Source organism: Streptomyces sp. NRRL F-5755 (assembly GCF_001279365.1).
Lineage (GTDB): Bacteria > Actinomycetota > Actinomycetes > Streptomycetales > Streptomycetaceae > Streptomyces > Streptomyces rimosus.
In genome coordinates this window covers 17,309-35,934 of the sequence record NZ_LGCW01000322.1, presented here as the reverse complement: position 1 = coordinate 35,934, position 18,626 = coordinate 17,309, and the positions used below count along the sequence as shown (strand labels likewise).

The 18,626-nt window shown below is 73.6% G+C and carries 15 protein-coding genes; 3 read left to right on the top strand and 12 right to left on the bottom strand.

The genetic code is table 11. The annotated features are described in order from the left end of the window. Window positions 1–57: 57 nt before the first annotated feature. The 9 genes from sbnA to ADK86_RS39205 form a co-directional block, all read right to left on the bottom strand. Window positions 58–1,068 (bottom strand): 2,3-diaminopropionate biosynthesis protein SbnA, encoded by a 1,011-nt coding sequence (gene sbnA / locus ADK86_RS39245; RefSeq protein ID WP_053700944.1) that lies wholly within the window; start codon window positions 1,066–1,068, stop codon window positions 58–60. Next, entirely contained in the window at window positions 1,065–2,792 is a 1,728-nt protein-coding gene (locus ADK86_RS39240) for an FAD-dependent oxidoreductase (RefSeq protein ID WP_053700943.1), read from the bottom strand. Before ADK86_RS39240 ends, sbnA begins: the two co-directional genes overlap by 4 nt. Next, a complete protein-coding gene (locus ADK86_RS39235) occupies window positions 2,770–4,290 on the bottom strand; it encodes a GMC family oxidoreductase N-terminal domain-containing protein (protein WP_053700942.1) in 1,521 nt (506 codons plus the stop codon). Before ADK86_RS39235 ends, ADK86_RS39240 begins: the two co-directional genes overlap by 23 nt. Then, window positions 4,287–4,634 carry a hypothetical protein gene (locus ADK86_RS39230; protein WP_053700941.1) on the bottom strand — a complete coding sequence of 116 codons (348 nt, stop codon included), beginning with the start codon at window positions 4,632–4,634 and terminating at the stop codon, window positions 4,287–4,289. The genes ADK86_RS39235 and ADK86_RS39230 overlap by 4 nt, the downstream gene beginning before the upstream one ends. Further along, window positions 4,631–6,115, bottom strand: coding sequence for an aspartate aminotransferase family protein (locus tag ADK86_RS39225; RefSeq protein ID WP_053700940.1), 1,485 nt, complete (start codon window positions 6,113–6,115; stop codon window positions 4,631–4,633). Before ADK86_RS39225 ends, ADK86_RS39230 begins: the two co-directional genes overlap by 4 nt. After that, window positions 6,108–7,520 carry an NAD(P)/FAD-dependent oxidoreductase gene (locus ADK86_RS39220; RefSeq protein ID WP_324611444.1) on the bottom strand — a complete coding sequence of 471 codons (1,413 nt, stop codon included), beginning with the start codon at window positions 7,518–7,520 and terminating at the stop codon, window positions 6,108–6,110. Before ADK86_RS39220 ends, ADK86_RS39225 begins: the two co-directional genes overlap by 8 nt. After that, the gene (locus tag ADK86_RS39215; protein ID WP_053700939.1) at window positions 7,517–8,527 is read right to left on the bottom strand and encodes a glycosyltransferase family 2 protein; all 1,011 of its coding nucleotides are present in this window, start codon (window positions 8,525–8,527) and stop codon (window positions 7,517–7,519) included. Before ADK86_RS39215 ends, ADK86_RS39220 begins: the two co-directional genes overlap by 4 nt. A 136-nt stretch (window positions 8,528–8,663) precedes the next feature. Next, the gene (locus tag ADK86_RS39210; RefSeq protein ID WP_053700938.1) at window positions 8,664–9,899 is read right to left on the bottom strand and encodes a DegT/DnrJ/EryC1/StrS family aminotransferase; all 1,236 of its coding nucleotides are present in this window, start codon (window positions 9,897–9,899) and stop codon (window positions 8,664–8,666) included. A 90-nt stretch (window positions 9,900–9,989) separates the two neighbouring features. Then, complete coding sequence (locus tag ADK86_RS39205) at window positions 9,990–11,591, bottom strand: GNAT family N-acetyltransferase (protein ID WP_078952562.1); 1,602 nt, start codon at window positions 11,589–11,591, stop codon at window positions 9,990–9,992. 211 nt (window positions 11,592–11,802) lie between these two features. Here ADK86_RS39205 and ADK86_RS39200 point away from each other — a divergent pair, with 211 nt between their 5' ends. Next, on the top strand, window positions 11,803–12,114 hold the full coding sequence (locus tag ADK86_RS39200) for a hypothetical protein (RefSeq protein WP_053700936.1): 312 nt from the start codon (window positions 11,803–11,805) through the stop codon (window positions 12,112–12,114). A gap of 131 nt (window positions 12,115–12,245) precedes the next feature. On the opposite strand, the gene ADK86_RS39195 is transcribed toward ADK86_RS39200, so the two are convergent. Continuing rightward, the gene (locus ADK86_RS39195; protein WP_053700935.1) at window positions 12,246–14,327 is read right to left on the bottom strand and encodes a TerD family protein; all 2,082 of its coding nucleotides are present in this window, start codon (window positions 14,325–14,327) and stop codon (window positions 12,246–12,248) included. Window positions 14,328–14,700: 373 nt separating this feature from the next. Here ADK86_RS39195 and ADK86_RS39190 point away from each other — a divergent pair, with 373 nt between their 5' ends. After that, entirely contained in the window at window positions 14,701–16,302 is a 1,602-nt protein-coding gene (locus ADK86_RS39190) for an ABC-F family ATP-binding cassette domain-containing protein (RefSeq protein WP_199834559.1), read from the top strand. 40 nt (window positions 16,303–16,342) lie between these two features. On the opposite strand, the gene ADK86_RS39185 is transcribed toward ADK86_RS39190, so the two are convergent. Both ADK86_RS39185 and ADK86_RS39180 read right to left on the bottom strand, forming a co-directional pair. Continuing rightward, entirely contained in the window at window positions 16,343–17,107 is a 765-nt protein-coding gene (locus ADK86_RS39185) for a class I SAM-dependent methyltransferase (protein WP_053700933.1), read from the bottom strand. An 80-nt stretch (window positions 17,108–17,187) separates the two neighbouring features. Beyond that, window positions 17,188–17,841, bottom strand: a complete 654-nt coding sequence (locus ADK86_RS39180; protein WP_053700932.1) for a peroxiredoxin-like family protein — start codon at window positions 17,839–17,841, stop codon at window positions 17,188–17,190. 190 nt (window positions 17,842–18,031) lie between these two features. Between ADK86_RS39180 and ADK86_RS39175 the strand changes: the two genes are divergently transcribed. Continuing rightward, on the top strand, window positions 18,032–18,619 hold the full coding sequence (locus ADK86_RS39175) for a TetR/AcrR family transcriptional regulator (RefSeq protein WP_053700931.1): 588 nt from the start codon (window positions 18,032–18,034) through the stop codon (window positions 18,617–18,619). Window positions 18,620–18,626: the final 7 nt, after the last annotated feature.

Here is an 18,626-nt window from a genome sequence, read left to right as displayed (position 1 = left end):
GGGGGGCCGGGGGCGGCCGGGTGCCGGGGCGGCGTTCACGGGGGAGGGCGGGATCATTCAGCGAACCTCCTCTGGGGCGGCCTGCGTTGTTCCGGAATGACGGGGGCGGCCGGACCGTCCGGCCACCGCCGCGCCGAAGTGCCCGGTGACCCAGGCGTCGTCGTACACGGTGTCCAGGTAGCGCTCGCCGAGGTCGGCGGAGAGCGCCACCACGCGGGCGCCCGGCGGGATGTCGGGCCGCAGCCGCAGGACGGCGCTGAGCACCGAGCCGGTGGAGCCGCCGACGGCCAGGCCGTGGCCGCGGGCGAGCCGGCGGCACATCAGCACGGCGTCCCGCTCGGGCACCGACACCACCCGGTGCACGTCGCGCGGGCGGCAGATCTCCGGCACCCGGCTGGTGCCCAGGCCCGGGATGCGGCGGGGGCCGGGCGGGCCGCCGAAGGTCACCGAGCCCTCGGCGTCCACCGCGACGACCGTCGTCCGGGGCGAGTGGCGGCGGAAGTGCGCGGCGCAGCCCATGACGGTGCCGGTGGTGCCCGCGCCGACGAAGAGGTAGTCCACGGTGCGGATCTCGCGCAGCACGGCGGCCGCGGTGCGCGCCGCGTGCACGGCCGGGTTGGCGGGGTTGGCGTACTGGTTGAGCCAGGTCAGCGTCGGGTCGAGGTCCAGGGCACTGCGGATCAGCGCGATCCGGCTGCCCAGGTAGCCGCCGTTGCCGTCGCGGGTGTCGACGGTGCAGACGTGGGCGCCGAACGCGCGCATCAGGGCGACGCTCTGTCGCGGTACGTGCGGGTCGGTGACGCAGGTGAAGGTGTAGCCCTTGGCCGCGCAGACCGCGCTCAGGGCGATGCCCAGGTTGCCGGAGGACGACTCGATCAGCGAGCCGCCGGGGCGCAGCACGCCGCGCCGCTCGGCGTCCTCGACCAGGCCGGTGGCGGTCTTGAGCTTGACCGACCCGGCCGGGTTGAGCCCTTCCAGCTTCAGGAACAGCTCGGCGTGCGGCAGCAGTCCGTCCAGGCGCAGGAAGAGGTCGTCGGTGACCAGGTCGTAGGCGTGGTCGACGATCATGGGCCCGCGGTCCCTCCGTCCCGCCGGGGGCCGCCGGTGGGGCACGGACCCGCGGGGCCGCCGTCCCGGGGGTCGCCCGCCCCGGGCCCGTACGGCACCTCCATCTCCTCCGCGACGTCCGCGATCCCCGCCACCATGGGCGCGATCCGCAGCGCGTTCGCGGCGATCGTCAGCGCCGGGTTGACCGCCGCCGAGGACGGGAACCAGGAGCTGTCCGCGACCCACAGGTTGTCCAGTTCGTGCGCCTTGCAGTCCGGGCCGACGACGCTGGTCGCCGGGTCCTCCCCGGCCACCGCGGTGCCGCACTGGTGCGAGTTGACGGCGATGCCCATCCGCCGGGTGAAGACCAGCGGGAAGCCCGCCCGGCGCATCATGGCCGTGGCGCGGCGCACCAGCTCGCGGTGCGGCGGCAGGTTCACCGGCCGCCAGTGCACCTCGACCCGCTCCCGGGGGCCGACGGTCACCCGGTTGTCCGGCACCGGCAGGTCCTCGCTGGTGAGGTAGAGGTCCATGCTGCGCCGGGTGGCGGCGGCGAGCAGCGGGCGCGGGGCCCTCGGCCACAGGCCGCCCGCCGAGGGGGCCCGCAGCTTGCCCAGGGCCTGTACGTTGCCGAGCGGGCCGTGGGTGCCGTTGCCCAGGTACCAGTCGTTGACGCCCAGCGTCTTCTGGAACACCACCTCGTCTGCGCGGCGCGGGTCGACGGCCATCAGGAACGTCGAGTTGTGCACCATGTAGTTGCGCCCGGCCTGCCCGGAGCCGTTGGCCAGTCCGGTTTCCCGTACGGGGCCGGTGTGCAGGGCGCCGGACTCCGAACGCAGCAGCAGCGCGGCCGTGTTGACCGCTCCGCAGGCCAGCACGAAACGCCCGGCCTGGATACGCAGCTCCCTGCCCTCGTACTGGGCCAGCGCCGCGGTCACCCGCCGCCCGGACGGACCGGTCACCAGCCGGGTGACGGTGGTCCGGGTGAGCAGCGAGACGTTGCCCGCGGCCAGCGCGGGCCGCAGCGCGCACACGTCGGCGTCGCTCTTGGCCTCGACCAGGCACGGGAAGCCGTCGCAGGTGGCGCAGCGCAGGCACGCGCCGTCCGGCCGCAGGTCGACGCCGGTGGGCAGCGCGAACGGCTTCAGGCCCTGGGCGCGCAGCGACTCCGCGAGCGAGGCGACCGCGGGTTCGTGGGCCACGGCGGGCCACGGGTACTCGCCGGAGCGCCAGGGGTCGGTCGGATCGGCCCCGCGCGCGCCGTGCACCCGGTAGAGGCGTTCGGCGCGCGCATAGTGCGGCTCCAGCACGCCGTACGGGAAGGGCCAGCCGCGCGAGACGCCCTCCGCGTGCTCCATCGGACCGAAGTCGGCCTCCCGGAAGCGCGGCAGGGTGGCGCCGAAGACCTTGGTGTTGCCGCCGACGTAGTAGTGCACGCCGGGGTCGAAATAGCGGCCGGCGCCGGCGTCGTACCAGGGTTCGGCGTTGCGGTAGCGCCCGGCGGTGAAGACCGCGGGCGCGGACCAGTTCTGCCACTCCCGGGGGAGGAAGTCGCCGCGCTCGACGACCAGGACCCGCGCGCCGGTGCCGCGCAGGGCGTACGCCAGGGTCGCGCCGCCCATGCCGGAGCCGATGACGGCGATGTCGCAGTCCACGACGGGACCGGTGGGGCGGAGCAGGCCGCGCGGGCGGCCTTCGGCGCGGTGCCGCGCGCCGTCGGGATCAGGATGGGGTGTCGCTGTCACAGTGCCTCCTCGTGGGGACCTGAGGGGGTGAGGAGAGGTAGCGGGCGGTGATCTCGTGCGCGAAGGCCATGACCGTGCCCTGCGGGCTGAGCCCGGCCGGTCCGGGCAGCACCGAGGCGTCGCACAGCCGGAGGTTCGTGAAACCGTACGGGCGGCCGTGCTGGTCGCACACCCCGCCCAGCGCCGACCACCCCATCGGGCAGGACGCCATGGCGTGGACGCACACCAGGTCCCAGCCGCGCGGGTCCGCACGGACCGCGAACTCCCGCGCCGCGCTCTGCGAACGCAGTACGCCGGTACAGGGCGGGTACAGCTCCACCGCACCCGCCCGGAACAGCAGCCGCGCCGCCCGGCCGAGCGCGAAGCGCAGCAGGCCGCGGTCGTACGGAGCCATCCGGTGCCGCAACAGGCGTCCGCCGCCCGGCAGATGGCGTACGGCGATCCGTCCGCTCATCCGTACCTGCACCGTGTACACCGCGACCCGCGGCAGGTCCGCCAGCAGCGGGTTGACCACCGCGGGCCCGTGCCCGGCGAGCGCCGCCGCGAGCGATCCGGGGGTGAGGTTGGCGGGCATCACGTGGATGCCCAGGTCCTCGAACTCCCGCAGCTGGGCGGTGAAGATCGTGCCGCGCCCGGCGTGCACCGGGTCGGCGAAGCGGGCCACCAGGCGGAAGTTGACGTGGAACCCCATGGCCCGTCCGGCGGTGCGGGCGTGGATGCCGCTGCGCTGGAGGAGGAGGGCGCTGCCGACGGACCCGGCGGCGAGGAAGACCGTACGCGGCCGGTAGTCGATGCGGGTGCGGCCGTCCGGGCCGCCGAGAGCCGAAACGCGGTGCACGGTGCGGCCGTCGTGCCGCAGCAGCACGGCCCGCGTCCCGGGCTCGATGACCGCCCCGTACCGCTCCGCCTCCGGCAGATAGCTGACCAGCATGCTGCGCTTGGCGCCGGCGGGGCAGCCGGTCGGGCAGCGGTTCAGGTGGCGGCAGCCGGGGGCGGCCCGCCGGGCGGCGGACCACCGCCAGCCCAGGGCGTCGGCCGCCTCGGCGAGCAGCCGCGAGTCCGCGTTGCCGTCGCCGTGCGGCTGCTCGCCGGCGCCGAGGCGTTCGGACACCGTGCTCAGGTGTCCGGCCAGCCGTTCGGCGCGGTAGTCGGTGGTGCCCATCACCCGCGCCCAGCGGTCCAGCAGCGCGTCCGGCGGTGCCCACAGCAGCCCGCCGTTGACGACCGTGCTGCCGCCGACGCAGCGGCCCTCGCCGTACGGGATGACCGGGCTGCCGAGGATGGGGGTCAGCCCGGCGTCGCGGTAGAGGCGGCGCAGGTTCGCGGCGGGTGCGGACGCGGCGAGTTCGGCGGTGGTCGTCCGGGGGCCTTCCTCCAGGACGACGGTGGGGTGACCGGCCCGCGCCAGCTCCAGTGCGGCGACCGCGCCACCGGCTCCGGAGCCGATGACCAGGGCGTCGCAGGAGACGGTGCGGGCAGGGGTGTGGCGACGGTTCATAAGGCGGCGTTCCATGGAGTCGGTTCACCGTCCAGCCCGCCGTACAGCGCGAGGGAGTCGGTGACGGCCAGGAGCCGGCCGAAGCCGGGCAGCCGCGCCAGCCGGTCGCGCTTGGCGGCAGGCAGGGGCCGGATCGCCAACCCGGCCGCGCGCAGGGCAACTTCGGCGGCGATGCGGTATGCCACCGGCAGCCGCCCCAGCGACCCGCTGACATGCGCGGCAGCGCGCGCGCCGACGAGCGGGTCGGCGAGCGCCGGATAGCGGTCCGCCCAGAGGGCGGGCAGTCCGCTCGCCCGCAGGGCCCGCGCCATCCGACCGCCGTCCACCAGGTGTCCGCCGCTCACCGCGCCACCACCTGCTCTCTGGCCTCCTTCCCCCGTACGGGTACGTGCTGCGCCAGTACGTCCTTGGCGAAGCGGGCCAGCAGCCGCCCGGCCCCCTGCTCCAGCACCGAGTCCAGCGCCTGGAGGAACACCTCGACCTCGGTCTCCTCGGCCACCAGCGGCGGTGAGGCGATGAGCGGCAGGCCGTGGTTGGAGCCGTAGTAGGCCAGGACGCCGAAGTCGCGGTAGAGGGAGGCGATCACCGCGGCGGTGACGAGCTTGCGGCGGGCGCGCGGGTCCCTGGCGAAGGTCGAGGGCACCAGGCGCAGCAGCCGGTCCAGACCGGGGTTGCCGTCCTTGAGGAACAGGCCGTGCAGCGCGCCCCGGCCGAAGGTGCCGCTCACCAGGGAGCGGTGGCGTGCGGCGAGGTCGGCGAGGCCGCCGCCCAGCCGCTCGCCGATCCGCACGGCGCGCGCCGGATAGTCGTCCTCGACGGCGATGGAGACGGCCTCCAGCGCGGTCGCGGTCTCCTCGCCGAAGCCGTAGTACGTGGTGCTGTGCAGCGTCGCGTCGGCGTGGTTGTCATACGCGGCGCGGAAGACCGGCTCGCGCGCGGTGTAGCCGGAGATGGAGGACTTGCCGCCGCCGAACGACTTCGAGGTGGTCACCACGTCGGGGACCAGGCCGGGGTGGCGCATGAAGTGGAAGAGCGTGCCCGTCCGTCCCCAGCCCGTGTACACCTCGTCGAAGATCAGGACGATGTCCTGTTCCGTGCACAGCCTGCGGACCTCGCGCAGGAACCCCTCCGAGCACTCGCGCACGCTGGACGCGCTGAACGGCTCCAGCACCACCGCGTACACATCGCTGCCGCCGCTGCCGGTCCGGTGCCGTTCCAGGGCGAGCGCGAAGGACTCCAGGTCGTCGTAGGCGAAGTGGTCGGTGCCGGGCAGGCGGGGGTAGGGGAAGTCCACCTCGGGGGAGGCGGTGAGGCTGCCCGCGCCGAGCAGTTTGCCGTGGAAGGAGATGTCGCTGTGCAGCACCGTGCCGCGGTGCCCGCGGTGGTACTTGTACGCCAGCTTCACGGCGCCTTCGACGGCCTCGGCTCCGGAGTTGGGGAAGTAGCTGATGTTCAGGTCGCCGGGCAGCAGCCGGGCCAGGTTGTGGCTGAGCGCCGCCACGTACGGTGAGAGGAAGTTCTTGTGGACCTCCATGGCGCGCCGCTCGCCGAAGCGGCGGCGGGCCGCCAGGAGCCGGGGGTGGTTGTGCCCGTGGTTGAGCACGCCGATCCCGCCGGTGAAGTCCAGGATGCGGCGCCCGTCCCGCAGCGTGATCCAGCAGCCCTCCGCGTGGTCGACCAGGTCCTGGCCGAAGCCGAAGGAGCCGAGGAGCGAGACCTGGGAGCGGCTGACGTAGTGCCGGTAGAGGTCGTGCACCTGATGGGCGGGCATGCGTTCGCAGTCCTCCGTCGTGAACAGGGGCGGTAGGGCCCGGGGGTCAGTCATGGTCCGCTCCGATCCGTGGGGCGACGTCGTGGGGCGCGGCGGTGCGGCCGGTACGGCGCGCCGCCGTACGGACGCGGTCGGCGATCAGCCGGCCGGCGTGCTGCCCGCCGCGCAGCGCGTAGTTGGTGCCCCGGTCCTCCGGGAAGACCTGGGCCATCGAGGCCAGATAGAGGCCGGGTACGGCGTTCTCGACGCCGGGCACGGCCCGCGAGTAGTGCCGGGTGATGACCGGCTGCGCGTGGTCGGCGCGCCAGACGTGGTGGGCGCGCACCCAGTCGGCGCGGAACGCCGGGAACATCCGGCGCAGGTGCGGAAGGCTGTGGCGGAAGACCTCCGCGTCGCTCATCCGGTAGAGCGGGGCCTGCGCCGGCAGGTAGGCGGACAGGTAGACCAGGTGCCGCCCGCCGTAGTGCTCCGGCGCGTCGAGGTTGGTGTGCTCGATGACGCCGACGTACGGGAAGCGCGGGTCGGTGACGTTGAGCCAGTACGTGTCCGACAGCGGCCGGTCGTTCTCCAGCACCAGGCACAGGTTGGCCAGGTACGGGATCGCGCCGAGCCGGCGGCGCAGCGCCGGGACCCCGGGGTGGCCGGACCCGGCGAGCAGGGCGGCCGCCGGGCCGGGCGCGCAGGTCAGCAGCGCCCGGGGCGCGTCGATGACCTCGCCGCCGCACCGGACCCCGGTCACGCCGTCCGGCCCGGTCAGGACCTCCGACACCCGGCAGCCGGTCCGTATCCGTACGCCCAGCGCGGCCAGCCGGATCAGCCAGGCGTCCAGCAGGGCGCCGCAGCCGCCGTGCAGGTAGTACAGGACCTCGCGGCCCGACCGGCTGCGGCTGCCGCCCCGCAGGTGCAGCTTCGTCCACATCCAGGTGGCGCCGACCTCGGGCGCGTACGGGCCGAACTTGCCCTCCAGCAACGGCCGCCACACCCGGTCGTACACCCGCCGCCCGCCCAGCGAGACCAGCCACTCCTCGGCGGTCAGCGCCTCCAGTTCGCGCCAGTGCCGCACGCGTCCGGCACGCAGCACCGAGCGGCCCAGGCGCAGCCGGTCGGCGGGCGGCAGCGGCGCGAAGCGCAGCACGTCGAGCGGGGAGGACAGGCGGTGGATGCCGCCCGCGTAGTAGAAGCCGGTACGGCCGTGGTGGCGCCGCACCAGGTGGGCGCGGCCGAGGTCGGCGCAGAGCCGGAAGATGTCGGTGTCGGAGGCGAACCAGTGGTGGTAGAAGCGCTCCAGCTGCCGGTCGCCGACGGGGAACGTGCCCGCCAGGCCGCCCACCCGGTCGTCCGCCTCCAGGACCAGGCAGCGCAGCCCGGCCCGCGCGAGTTCCTGCGCGGCGGCCAGGCCGGTGAACCCGGCACCGACCACGATCACGTCCCAGGGCCCTTGCGCGTCCCCGGCGCTCACCGGGCGCTCCCGGCGGCCCACGCCTTGGAGTGCTCGGCCATCTCGACCGGGACCATCTCCACCGGCGTCGGCACCCCGGCCGCCCACCGCTGGCGGACCACGTACGGTGGCCGCCCGCGCACCTCGCGGTGCACCAGCAGCAGGTACTCGCCCAGCAGCCCGAGCAGCACCGCCTCGCAGCCGAAGGTCCACGCGGCCAGCGGCAGCGGGCGGCCCCGCACGGCCGAGGCCGTGGCCGTACCGCCGAGCCAGGCCAGGCCGACGACGGCGGGCACTCTGGCCGGGGCGGACGAGCAGGCGAGCAGCCCGCGCCGGGACAGCCCGGCCATCTTGCGCAGCGTGTACTTCGTCCGGCCGGCCAGCCGGGGCAGCCGCCCGTACTCCAGGCTCGTCTCGGGGAAGCCCGCCCAGCACACCGAGCCGCGCAGGTACAGCTCGCTCTCCGGCAGCAGCGAGAGCGTGCGGACGACCTCGCGGTCCAGCAGGCGGAAGTCCCCGGTGTCCAGGTTCACCGGGTGGTCGGCGACCGCGGCCAGCAGCCGGTAGAAGACGTGCGCGGTGCCGGTCTTGAAGCGGCTCTCGCCCTCCCGAGCGGTACGCCGCGCGGAGACCACCGCCCAGCCCGCGCGCCAGCGCTCGACCATGTCGACGATGAGGCCCGGCGGGTCCTGGAGGTCCGCGTCGATGGTCACCACCGCGTCCCCGGCCGCTTCGCGCAGGCCCGCGAGGACGGCCGGCTGGTGCCCGAAGTTGCGGGTCAGCCGCACCAGCCGGACCCGCACGTCGTCGGCGGCGAGTTCGGTGAGCCGGTCCCAGGTGGCGTCCCCGCTGCCGTCGTCGACGTACACCACCTCGTACTCGCACTCCGGCAGGCCGCGCAGGACGGCGCTGAGCCTCAGGTGCGTCTCCCCGATGACGGCCGCCTCGTCGAAGCACGGCACCACGACGCTGACCAGGGGCCTGGAGGCTCTGCCGGGCAGCTGCGCGGTGGTTCGGGTCGCGGGCATGAGGGTCCTTTCCTCGGGCGGGGGCGGTCCGGGGGGAGGGGAGATCGGACGTAGGGGACGGAGGCCGGTCGTACGGGGCGGGGGGCCGGTCGTACGGGGCGGAGGCCGGCTGTACGGGGCGGGCCCGCGGAGCCGGTCAGCCGAGCACTTCGTCCGCCGTCTCGCGGAACCGCTCGGCGACCTCGGCGATCTCGTCGCCGCCGCTGAAGACGTTCACCCCGAAGTCGGCGCCCAGATAGGTGTCGGACAGCCCGACGGTCAGCGCCAGCGACCGGCTCAGCACATCGTCGGTACGGGGCAGCGCGCCCGCCCGCCAGCCGTCCCGCCGCCAGACCTCGGCGGGCTGGCGGAAGGGGCAGGAGGAGCCGTCCGGGGCGGCCAGCGCGGGCAGTTCGGGCAGGCCGCCGTAGTAGTGCTTGGGCGAGTGCAGCAGCGTCTTGGTGCCGAGGCGCTTGGCGACGGCCTCGGCGTCGGCCCGCTCGTCGAAGACGTACACGAGCACGGAAGCGCAGTCTCCGTCCGCGTCGTGCAGGTAGCGGCGCACCATGCCGTCCCGCTCCGGGATCTGCTCCAGCAGCTCGTCCCGCAGCCCGCGGGTGCGCGCCAGCACGGCGTCCAGGCGGCCGAGCTGGGCGCGCGCCACGGCCGCCGTCAGCTCCGTCATCCGTAGGTTCAGGCCCCACAGCCGGTCGCCGGGGCCCTCCTCGCGCCGGTACGGGAACCAGCCGTGGTCGTGGAAGCCGTACGCGCGCTGGAAGACCCGCTCGTCGGAGGTGAGCAGGAAGCCGCCGTCCCCACCGGTGATGATCTTGAACATATTGAGCGAGAAGGCCCCCGCCTGCCCGAACGTGCCCAGCGGCCGCCCCCGGTAGGTGCCGCCGCACGCCTGCGCCGCGTCCTCCAGCATCAGCAGCCCGTGCTCGCCGGCGATCCGCCGCAGGGCGGCCAGGTCGCAGGCCGCGCCGAGGATGTGCACCGGCATCAGCGCCTTGGTGCGCCCGGTGATCCGCTGCCGTACGTCGCCGGGGTCGAGGGTGAGCGAGGCGTCGACCTCGGCGAGCACCGGGGTGGCGCCGCTGTAGACGATGGCCGCCAGGCACGCGCTGTACATGTAGCCCGGCACGATGACCTCGTCGCCGGGGCCGATGCCGAGCGCGGCGAGGGCGGTCAGCAGCGCGGAGGTGCCGCTGTTGACGGACAGGCAGTACGGGCTGCTCAGCCGGTGCGCCGCGGCCTGCTCGAACAGTCTGGTCTGGGTGAGGTCGCCCAGCGGGTAGGAGTGCGCGGTGGTCGTCCGCGACCAGGTTTCCAGCACCTGCTCGACGTTGTCGCGCTCCTCGTCACCGAAGAAGGCATAGCCGGGTCCGGGCATGGGGGCTCCTAGGGAAGGGTGGGTGGGGACGCGCCTGAGGGCAGTGGGGAACGCCGGAGGCGGCGGTCCGGGGGTGACCGGCTTCCGGCCTCAGAACGCCATCGGACAGAACGGCGCCGGGTCGTGGCGGAAGGCGGCGGAGGCGGCGCGCAGCGCGCCCGGCCGCAGCTCGGCGACCCGGCCGGCGTGTGCCAGCTGCACCAGCGAGCCGCCGCCCAGCAGAACCGCCCCTACCTCACGGGCGGTGAGGGCGAGGTCGGCCGCCGCACCCGTCCGCGTGCACTCGGCGAATCCGTCGGCGTCCGTGGTGAGCTGCCAACGCCCCGCGTTCCAGGGGCACATGGCGTCGCTCACCTCCAGCACCACATCGACCGGCGCACTGTACGTGCGGGCGGTCAGAGCCCGGTCCAGGTCGACGGCGCGGGCGTAGAGCTGGTCGCGCAGGGTGGGCGCGGCGCTGCGCGGGTCGTCGAGCAGCGCCAGCAACGGGTCGTCGACGGGGCGGGTCTGCGCCCTGACGGTCCCGGTCAGATCGGTGTCCAGCAGCGCGCGCCACATGAAGGCGTACGCGGCGGCGTCGCGCGCGAAGAGTTCTCGTACGGTCAGTTCGTAGCGCGGCCGGGACCGCTGCCAGGCGGGCCGCATCCGGTACAGCGCATAGCCGCGGGGTTCACCGCCGGGGCCCGACGCCACCAGGCACAGCAGCCGTCCCGCGCCGTGCCGGGAGGCCGGTTCGTCCTCGACGGCGCGGCGCTGCCAGGCGGCGTCGCGCCGCAGCATGCCGGGACGTTCGGCCAGGCAGGCGTCGTAGACGGCGGCGACGGCGGCGCCCGCGTCCTCGGGTGAGAGGACCTCCGGCGTCAGGCCGTCGCCGTCCGGCTCGTGCGTGAACGCGCGCGCCTCGGGCGGTACGGACAGTTCGACGGCCTGGGATGCCAGGCCGAACCCGAACCGCCCGTAGATGCCCGGCTCGGTCGAGTGCAGCACCGCGACCGGCTCGCCCCGCTCCTCGTGCAGCGCGGTGAGCGCCCGCCGCAGCAGCTCGCGCATCAGGCCGCGGCGCCGGTGGGGCGGCGCCACCGCGACATATCCGATGCCGGCCACCGGGACCGGTCCGCCGGGCAGCGTCATTTCCAGCGCGTATCCGGCGAAGGTGGCGCACGGGCGGCCGCCGTAACACGCGACGAGAGAACGTTTGGGCTCGAATAACGCACCGACCACGGCGCTGTGCGCGGGGGAGTGCGGATGGCCGCCGTAGGCCAGATCGATCACCGCACCGAATTCCGCCCATTCCGCGGCGGCCCGGAATTCATACCGCGCGGACGGTCCGTTGCCGGCGGCCGCCGGTACCCTCGCCCGCGAATTGATCCGCGGGTTTCGCGTCGCATCGTCCCCCGCACCTGTCCTCGACTCCTTCGGCGCTGCCACAACCCTCTCCAAAAGCCCGTCATCGGCCTCGTGCCGGGGAAGCGGTGCGGCGAGCGCGGCACGGGACGTCGTCGGCGTTCGACACAGAGGCCGTATCGGCTGCTCCGGTGCGGCATATGCGCCGCGGTACCGGAGAGATCCATGTCGCGAGGCCCGGATCGCGAATTCCTCATGCGTCGATGGTGCCGGGGCCGCCAAGCAATGGCTGCGTCCAAGGTTTGTAAGACGGCCGGGGGCTGTCAACCCCAGCCGAAAAAGAATCATGAAGCCCGCCGGACCCTCCGACTAGGCCCGTACGGCCCCCGGGTCAACCCTCCGATCCGGCCACCGGACCACCACCCGTTCGCACTCCCCACATCTGGCCAACTCTGTCGAACGGCCTTGCTAATGCCCAACTTTCAGGCCCAAACTGCCAGGGCCGCCGATCAGTGGATCGCCGGTCCGCATTCCGACGAGGACGCGACAGGAGCAAGCAATGCAGAACGGCAAGTTCCTTTCCGGCAGGACGGCCCCCGGCGAAGGCTGGCAGAACTATCCCGACCGCAATGGCGACGGCGTTTACATCGACGTCGACACCAGCGAGGGCGGTTTCACCGGCACCCCCGCGTATATCGCGGCCCTCACCGGCGACGACCGCATGTGGATGACCACCGGCGGAAACACCGTGTACAACGCCACCCCGACCGGCTTCCGCATCTACGTCCGCCGCGTCGACCGCCAGCCCATCGACCCCGCATACGCCGCCAAGAACGGCTGGCACATCGCCTGGATCGCCGCCGAGGTCTGACCTCCGGCGCCCACGGGGTCCCCGCCCCGCCGGTCTTCGCGGAAAAACTGCGGAGACCGGCGTTGTGTGCCGGGCAATTTCCGGAGCGGGCGGGAAACGGGCCTTCCCCCGCCCCATTCGGGCATGGGCTCTCAGCCGACGGCGGCCGTTTCGGACGCGGCGGTGCGCCGCAGCGGCCGGCGCTCCGGGCCGCCGGACTGGGTGAGGTGGGCGACGACGCTCGCGTAGAAGCGGTCCACGGACTCGTCCACACTCCTGATGAAGCCGGACTCCGCGTTGCCGCGCGTACTGCCCATGCCCTTGAAGAGGGAGAGCCGGAAGCCGGTGATGGCCGCCCCGTCCTTGGGCAGCAGATCGCCCGGCTCCGGGCGCAGCCTTTCCAGCGTGCCGCGCGGGCCCCGGTTGCCCTCCACCAGCGACTCCACATGCAGATCCGCCGGCGCCTCGGCGAGCTGCCGGACCAGGCGCTTGACCCAGCTGAGCGGGTACCCCTGCTCGGGCGCCGGGATCTCGATGGACGTACGCAGCTTCCCGGTCCGCAGGTCGGCAGTGATCGCCAGGATGCCGGGCGTCGTGTCGATGCGCAGCTCGGCGGACAGCCGGCCCTCCTCACAGAGCCGGTCGGCGAGCGCGGCGCGGCGGCTCGCCTGGTCGGTACCGCGCTTGGCCCGCTGCACGGGCAGCACCTTCTGGCCCAGCTCCCCGCCGAGCCGCAGGCAGACCTGGCGGATGAGCCGCTCCCAGCTCTCGACGACGGCCACGGCGCGCTCGTCGCCCTGGCAGAGCGTGTCCGTATCGATGCCGTTGCGGACCGGCACCCAGGCCGGGCCCATGTTCTGGAAGCCATGGCAGCCGGAGTTCTCGTGCTGGAGGTAGTGCAGCAACTCCTGGAGCAGCCAGGCGTGCGCCGCATTGCCCACGCCCTCGTGGCGGATCAGCAGCTGCGCCTGGTGCGCCACCTCGGCCCAGGACAGGTGCCACAGCGACACCTTGTGCTTGCGGCGCCCGTCGGTCTTCACCTCGACCAGCGGACTGCCCTCCAGCGCCACGTCGTTGGAGAGTGTGATCACTGCTTCGTAGCCGCGCCGGGCCGCGATGTCCATGTAGTCCTGGACCTGCTCCGACTTCAGCGGATTGCCGTTGGTCTTCGTCTCGACCAGAGCGGTCCACAGCTTTCCCGCCCGCTCCACCCGGATCACCCCGTCCGGACGCCGGGGCGTGTCCCCGTTCGGCAGCGTGACCTCGGTGAACGTCTGCATCCGGCCGGCCGGGGCACCGAACGCCGCGGTGAGCCGCCGGCCGAACTCCGGCACCTGCGCCATCACCGCCAGCAGCACCGAGGTCGCGCGCATCTCGCGCTCCCGGTCGCTCTTGAGCGTGGGCGCCGGGAAGAGCCGGGCCTGCCGCCAGGAGTCGTTCTCGGCGAGCGACTTCTTCGCCACCTTGGGCAGGGTGACCTTCTTCTTCGCCGTACGCGGGCCACGGGGCCGCCGGGCCGGTTCCGCGGCCGGTTCCGGTTCCGGCCGCTGGGCGGGTACGGGGGCCGGAATTTCGGCCGCGGGCGCGGGAGTCACCACCGGGGTGGCCGCCACCGGCGTCTCCACCACCGTCTCCGCCTGCGCCGCGGGCGCCGGCGGAGCCTGCGGCTCCTCGTCCTCCGCCGCCACCGGGTCCTCGTCGTCGTCCACGGTGATGCCGAAGTCCGTGGCCAGCCCGGCGAGGCCGGTTTCGTAACCCTGCCCGACCGCGCGGAACTTCCATTCCCCGCCCCGCCGGTACAGCTCCCCGAAGATGAACGCGCTCTCCGCCCCGGCGTCGTTGATCGAGAACCCGAGCAGCGGCTCGCCCGTACGGTCGGCCACCGTCACCCGCAGATCGTCCAGCTGCCCGAACCGCGCCGAACCGTACTGGCTGGCCGCCACCACCAGGCGCTCGACATCGGCGGGCACGGCCGTCAGGTCGATGCCGACCCGGTCCTCGCTGCCGTTGGCCGTCGGCGTCTTGCCGAGTAACTGCACGCTGCCGTCGGCGGCGGCCGGATTGTTGTAGAAGAAGAAGTCCGCGTCGCCGCGCACCTTGCCGTCCGCGCCCAGCAGCAGAATGGAGACGTCCGCGTCGCCGTCCCCCGACGCGCTGCTCCAGCTCAGACTCACCACCAGCGAGCCGGTGTCCTCGCTCAGGGCGGCCAGACCGACGTTGCCACCCTTGACCATTTCGTGCATGGAGCCCCCACAAATGCCGCCGCATCGCGGGGCACAGCACACCCGGCAGGCTGCTCCGTGGTGACCTGCGATGCAGCACAACTCAGTGTGTACGTCGCGAAGATTAACCCCGTATCGAAGGTTTCGGGGAGGCGTCGGTACCGGCGGAAGTCCGGAACTTCCGGATCTTGGACAACCTCCGGAGGTCCGCGCCCGAACCGCCCCGGTCACGGAATGCGTGCCGGGCCCGGCGCCCGAAAACCACTCGCCCCCCGCGGCCACCGCCCTTTACCCTCGCCCCTATGTCGACCCCCCGGATTTCTTAGCTCGGACACCCGCTTCCACGCCACCCGTGTGTCCTTGAGCTGTTCCGGAGTGTTCACCCATGATTACCGTTCGTGGTGCCGACGTGCGCGTCGGCGCCCGGCTTCTGCTGTCCGGCGTTTCCTTCCATGTCGCCCCCGGTGACCGAATCGGCCTGGTGGGCCGCAACGGGGCGGGAAAGACGACGCTGCTCGACACCCTGGCGGGGCGGGTGCGGCCCGCTGCCGGGGACATCGTCCGTACGGGGAGCGTCGGCCATCTGCCGCAGGATTCCCGTGCGGATGGCCCGGCCGTCACCGTCACCGGCCGGATTCTTTCCGCGCGCGGTCTGGACCAGGCCGTACATGACCTGCGACGTGCCGCTGACGCGCTGGCCGACGCCGTGGGGGCCGCTGCGCAGGAGAAGGCGATGGCCGCTTACGTGCGGGCCGAGGACGCCTTCCAAGCGCGCGGCGGGTACGCGGCCGAGGCCGAGGCGGCGCGTGTCGCGGCCGGGGTGGGGCTGCCCGAGCGGGTGCTGCACCAGCCCGTGGGCGGGCTCTCGGGCGGGCAGCGGCGGCGGGTCGAGCTGGCCCGCATCCTGTTCGCCGGGCACGGCACGCTGCTGCTGGACGAGCCGACCAACCACCTCGACGCCGACTCGGTCGCCTGGCTGCGCGGCTTCCTGGCCGCGTACCGCGGCGGGCTGGTGGTGATCAGCCACGACACCGGGCTGCTCGCCGACACCGTCAACCGGGTGTTCCACCTGGACCCGGCGCGCGCCGCACTCGACGTGCACAACACCGGCTGGCACACCTACCTCGCCCAGCGCGCGGCGGACGACCGGCGCCGGGCACGGGAGCGCGCCAACGCGGAGCGAAAGGCGGCGGCGCTGCACAGCCAGGCCGACAAGATGCGCGCGCACGTCGCGACGGCCGTCTCCGCGAAGAACATGGCCCGCCGCGCCGACCGCATGCTCGCGGAACTGGAGCCGGTCCGGCGCGCCGAGAAGACCGCGCGCATCCGGCTGCCCGAGCCCGCGCCGTGCGGCCGGGTGCCGCTGGGCGCGGTCGGCCTGGCCAAGGCGTACGGGGAGCACCGGGTGCTCGACGGCGTCGACCTGGCCGTGGACCGGGGGAGCCGGCTGGTCGTGCTCGGGCTCAACGGCGCCGGTAAGACGACCCTGTTGCGGCTGCTGGCCGGGCGGGAAACCCCCGACGCGGGGCGGGTGGTCGCCGGGCACGGGCTGCGGCTGGGCTATTTCGCGCAGGAGCACGACACGCTCGACCCGTCCCGTACGGTCCGCGAAAACCTGGCCGCCGCCGCGCCGCACCTGACCGACGGCGAGGCCCGGCACGTCCTCGGCGCGTTCCTCTTCTCCGGGGACGACGGGGACAAGCCGGTACGGGTGCTGTCCGGCGGCGAGAAGACCCGGCTGGCGCTGGCCGGTCTGGTCCACTCGCGCGCCAACGTCCTCCTCCTGGACGAGCCGACCAACCACCTCGACCCGGCCTCCCGGGACGAGGTGCTGGCCGCCGTCGGCGCCTACCCCGGCGCGATCGTGCTGGTCAGCCACGACCCGGGCGCCGTCGAAGCACTCCGCCCCGACCGGGTGCTGGTGCTGCCGGAGGGCACGGAGGACCTGTGGGGGCGGGAGTACGCGGAGTTGGTCGAGCTGGCGTGAGGGGTACGGGGCGGCTGTAACCGCCCCGTACCCCGGGCTCTCAGGTGGGCTTGCGGGCCTCGATGAGGAAGCGGGTGGAGTGGGCCACGAACGGCCCCTCCGCCCGGATCTTCGCGTCCAGTTCGCGCAGCCGTTCGCGGTGGCCGTCGACCGTGAAGCCCGGCACCATCCAGATCACCTTGCGCAGGAAGTAGATCACCGCGCCGATGTCGAAGAACTCCATGCGCAGGGATTCGGACCGAAGGTCGGCGATCTCCAGGCCGACGGCCTCGGCGTCCCGGCTCTCGTCGTCGGGGTGGCGCTTGCGCCGCACCTCCTCGGGCTGCGGGCCGAGGAAGTACTCGACCAGCTCGAAGACGCTGGCCGGGCCGACGTGCTGGGCGAAGTACGTGCCGCCGGGGCGCAGCACACGGGCGATCTCCGACCACCACACGGTGGCCGGGTGGCGGCTGGTGACGAGGTCGAAGGCGCCGTCGGCGAACGGCAGCGGCGGCTCGTCCGGGTCGGCGACGACGACCGCGCCGAGCGGGTGCAGCAGCGCGGTCGCCTTCGCGACGTTCGGCGGCCAGGACTCGGTGGCCGCCATGACCGGCGGCAACGGGCCGGCGCCGGCCAGGACTTCGCCGCCGCCGGTCTGGATGTCCAGCGCGGCGGTGGCGCCCGCCAGCCGCGCGCCCAGGGAGCGCTGGTACCCCCAGGAGGGGCGTTGTTCGGTGGCCCGGCCGTCCAGCCAGGAGAAGTCCCAGCCGGCGACGGATACGGACTCCGCCTCGGCCACCAGGTCGTCGAAGGAACGTGGGGTCATGAGGGGATCGTCTCAGGAGGACCTAAGGGTTTCCGCCTATTTTGGCGGGATTGTCGTGTTTGTGGGTCGAGGGGCAGGAGTCAGGCGGTGGGGAGGGCGTCCAGGGCCGCCAGGATGTCCGCCGGTTCGGCGCGCTTGACGTAGTCGGGGTCGGCGAAGGTCCAGCGGACCGTGCCCGTACGGTCGATGACGAAGGTGGCGGGCAGCGGCAGCGTGCGCGGGTGCCCGCCGTTGACGCGCTGCATCTCGAAGCCGAAGGAGTCGTACACGGCGGCCAGGTCCTCGGGCAGGTCGAAGGCGATGCCGTACCGCTCGGCGACCTCGGAACCCACGTCGCTGAGCACGTCGAAGGCCAGCTCATGCTTCTGGGCGAGGGTCAGGGACTCGTCGGGCACCTGCGGCGAGACGGCCACCAGCCGGGCGCCGCGCGCGGTGATGGCGGTGTGGTGCTCCTGGAGGGCGCGCAGCGCGAGGTTGCAGTACGGGCACCACGCGCCGCGGTAGAAGGTGAGCACGACCGGCCCCTCGGCCAGCAGGCCGCTCAGGGTGACCTTCCGCCCGTCCGCCGCGGGCAGCGTGAAGTCGGGGACCGGCGTGCCGGGGCCGGGCGCCTCGGCGGCCTGCCCGGATTCGGCCAGTTCGCGTCCGGCCCGCTCCATGACCGCCCGCGCGGCGGCCGGGATCTGCGGGTAGCGGTTCGTGAAGAAGGCGTGCAACTCGGCGTTGAGACTCATGGGTTGGCCCACCTGTCCTGGGAGGCGTGCGCGACGCACGAAACTTGGAACGGTCGTTTCAAGTTACGGGTGCGGGCCCCTCTTGCCAAGGGCTGCGCGGGGTTATCTTGGAACGGCTGATTCAAGAAGTCGGCGCGTACCGGCGAGTGCGGACGCGGACGAACGCGAACGGAAGGCGGCGGGCCCGGGCATGCCGGACATCAAGCACTTCGACCCGGACGCGGCCCTGGAGGCCGTGGTCCGGCTGTTCTGGGAGCGCGGCGTCGCCGCTACCGGCATCCAGGAGGTCGTCGACCGTACCGGCGTCAGCCGCTCCAGCCTCTACGCCACCTTCGGCGGGAAGCAGGAGCTCTACCTCGCCGCCCTGCGCCGGTACGTCGAACAGTGGTCGCGGCCCGCGTTCGCGCGGCTGGCGGCGGACCCGCGCGGCCTGCCCGCCGTCACCGAGTTCTTCACCGAACTGATCCGGCTGCGCTGCCACGGCCCGTACGCCCGCTGGGGCTGCCTGGTCGCCAACGCCCACACCGGCCCGTCCAGCGCCGACCCCGCCGTACGCCAACTGCTCGACGAACACCACCAGTTGCTGGTCGATGCCATGCGGTCGGTGCTCCGCACCGCCGCCGCGCACGGTCAACTCGCCCCGGGCGCGGACCCGGACGCCGCTGCCGGGCTGCTGGCCCTGCTCGCGTACGGGGTCAACCTGCGGTCGCGTACGGGGGCCGACCCCGCCACGCTGGAGGCGACGGTGACGGCGGCGCTGGCGCCGTACGCGAAGTAACGCGCGG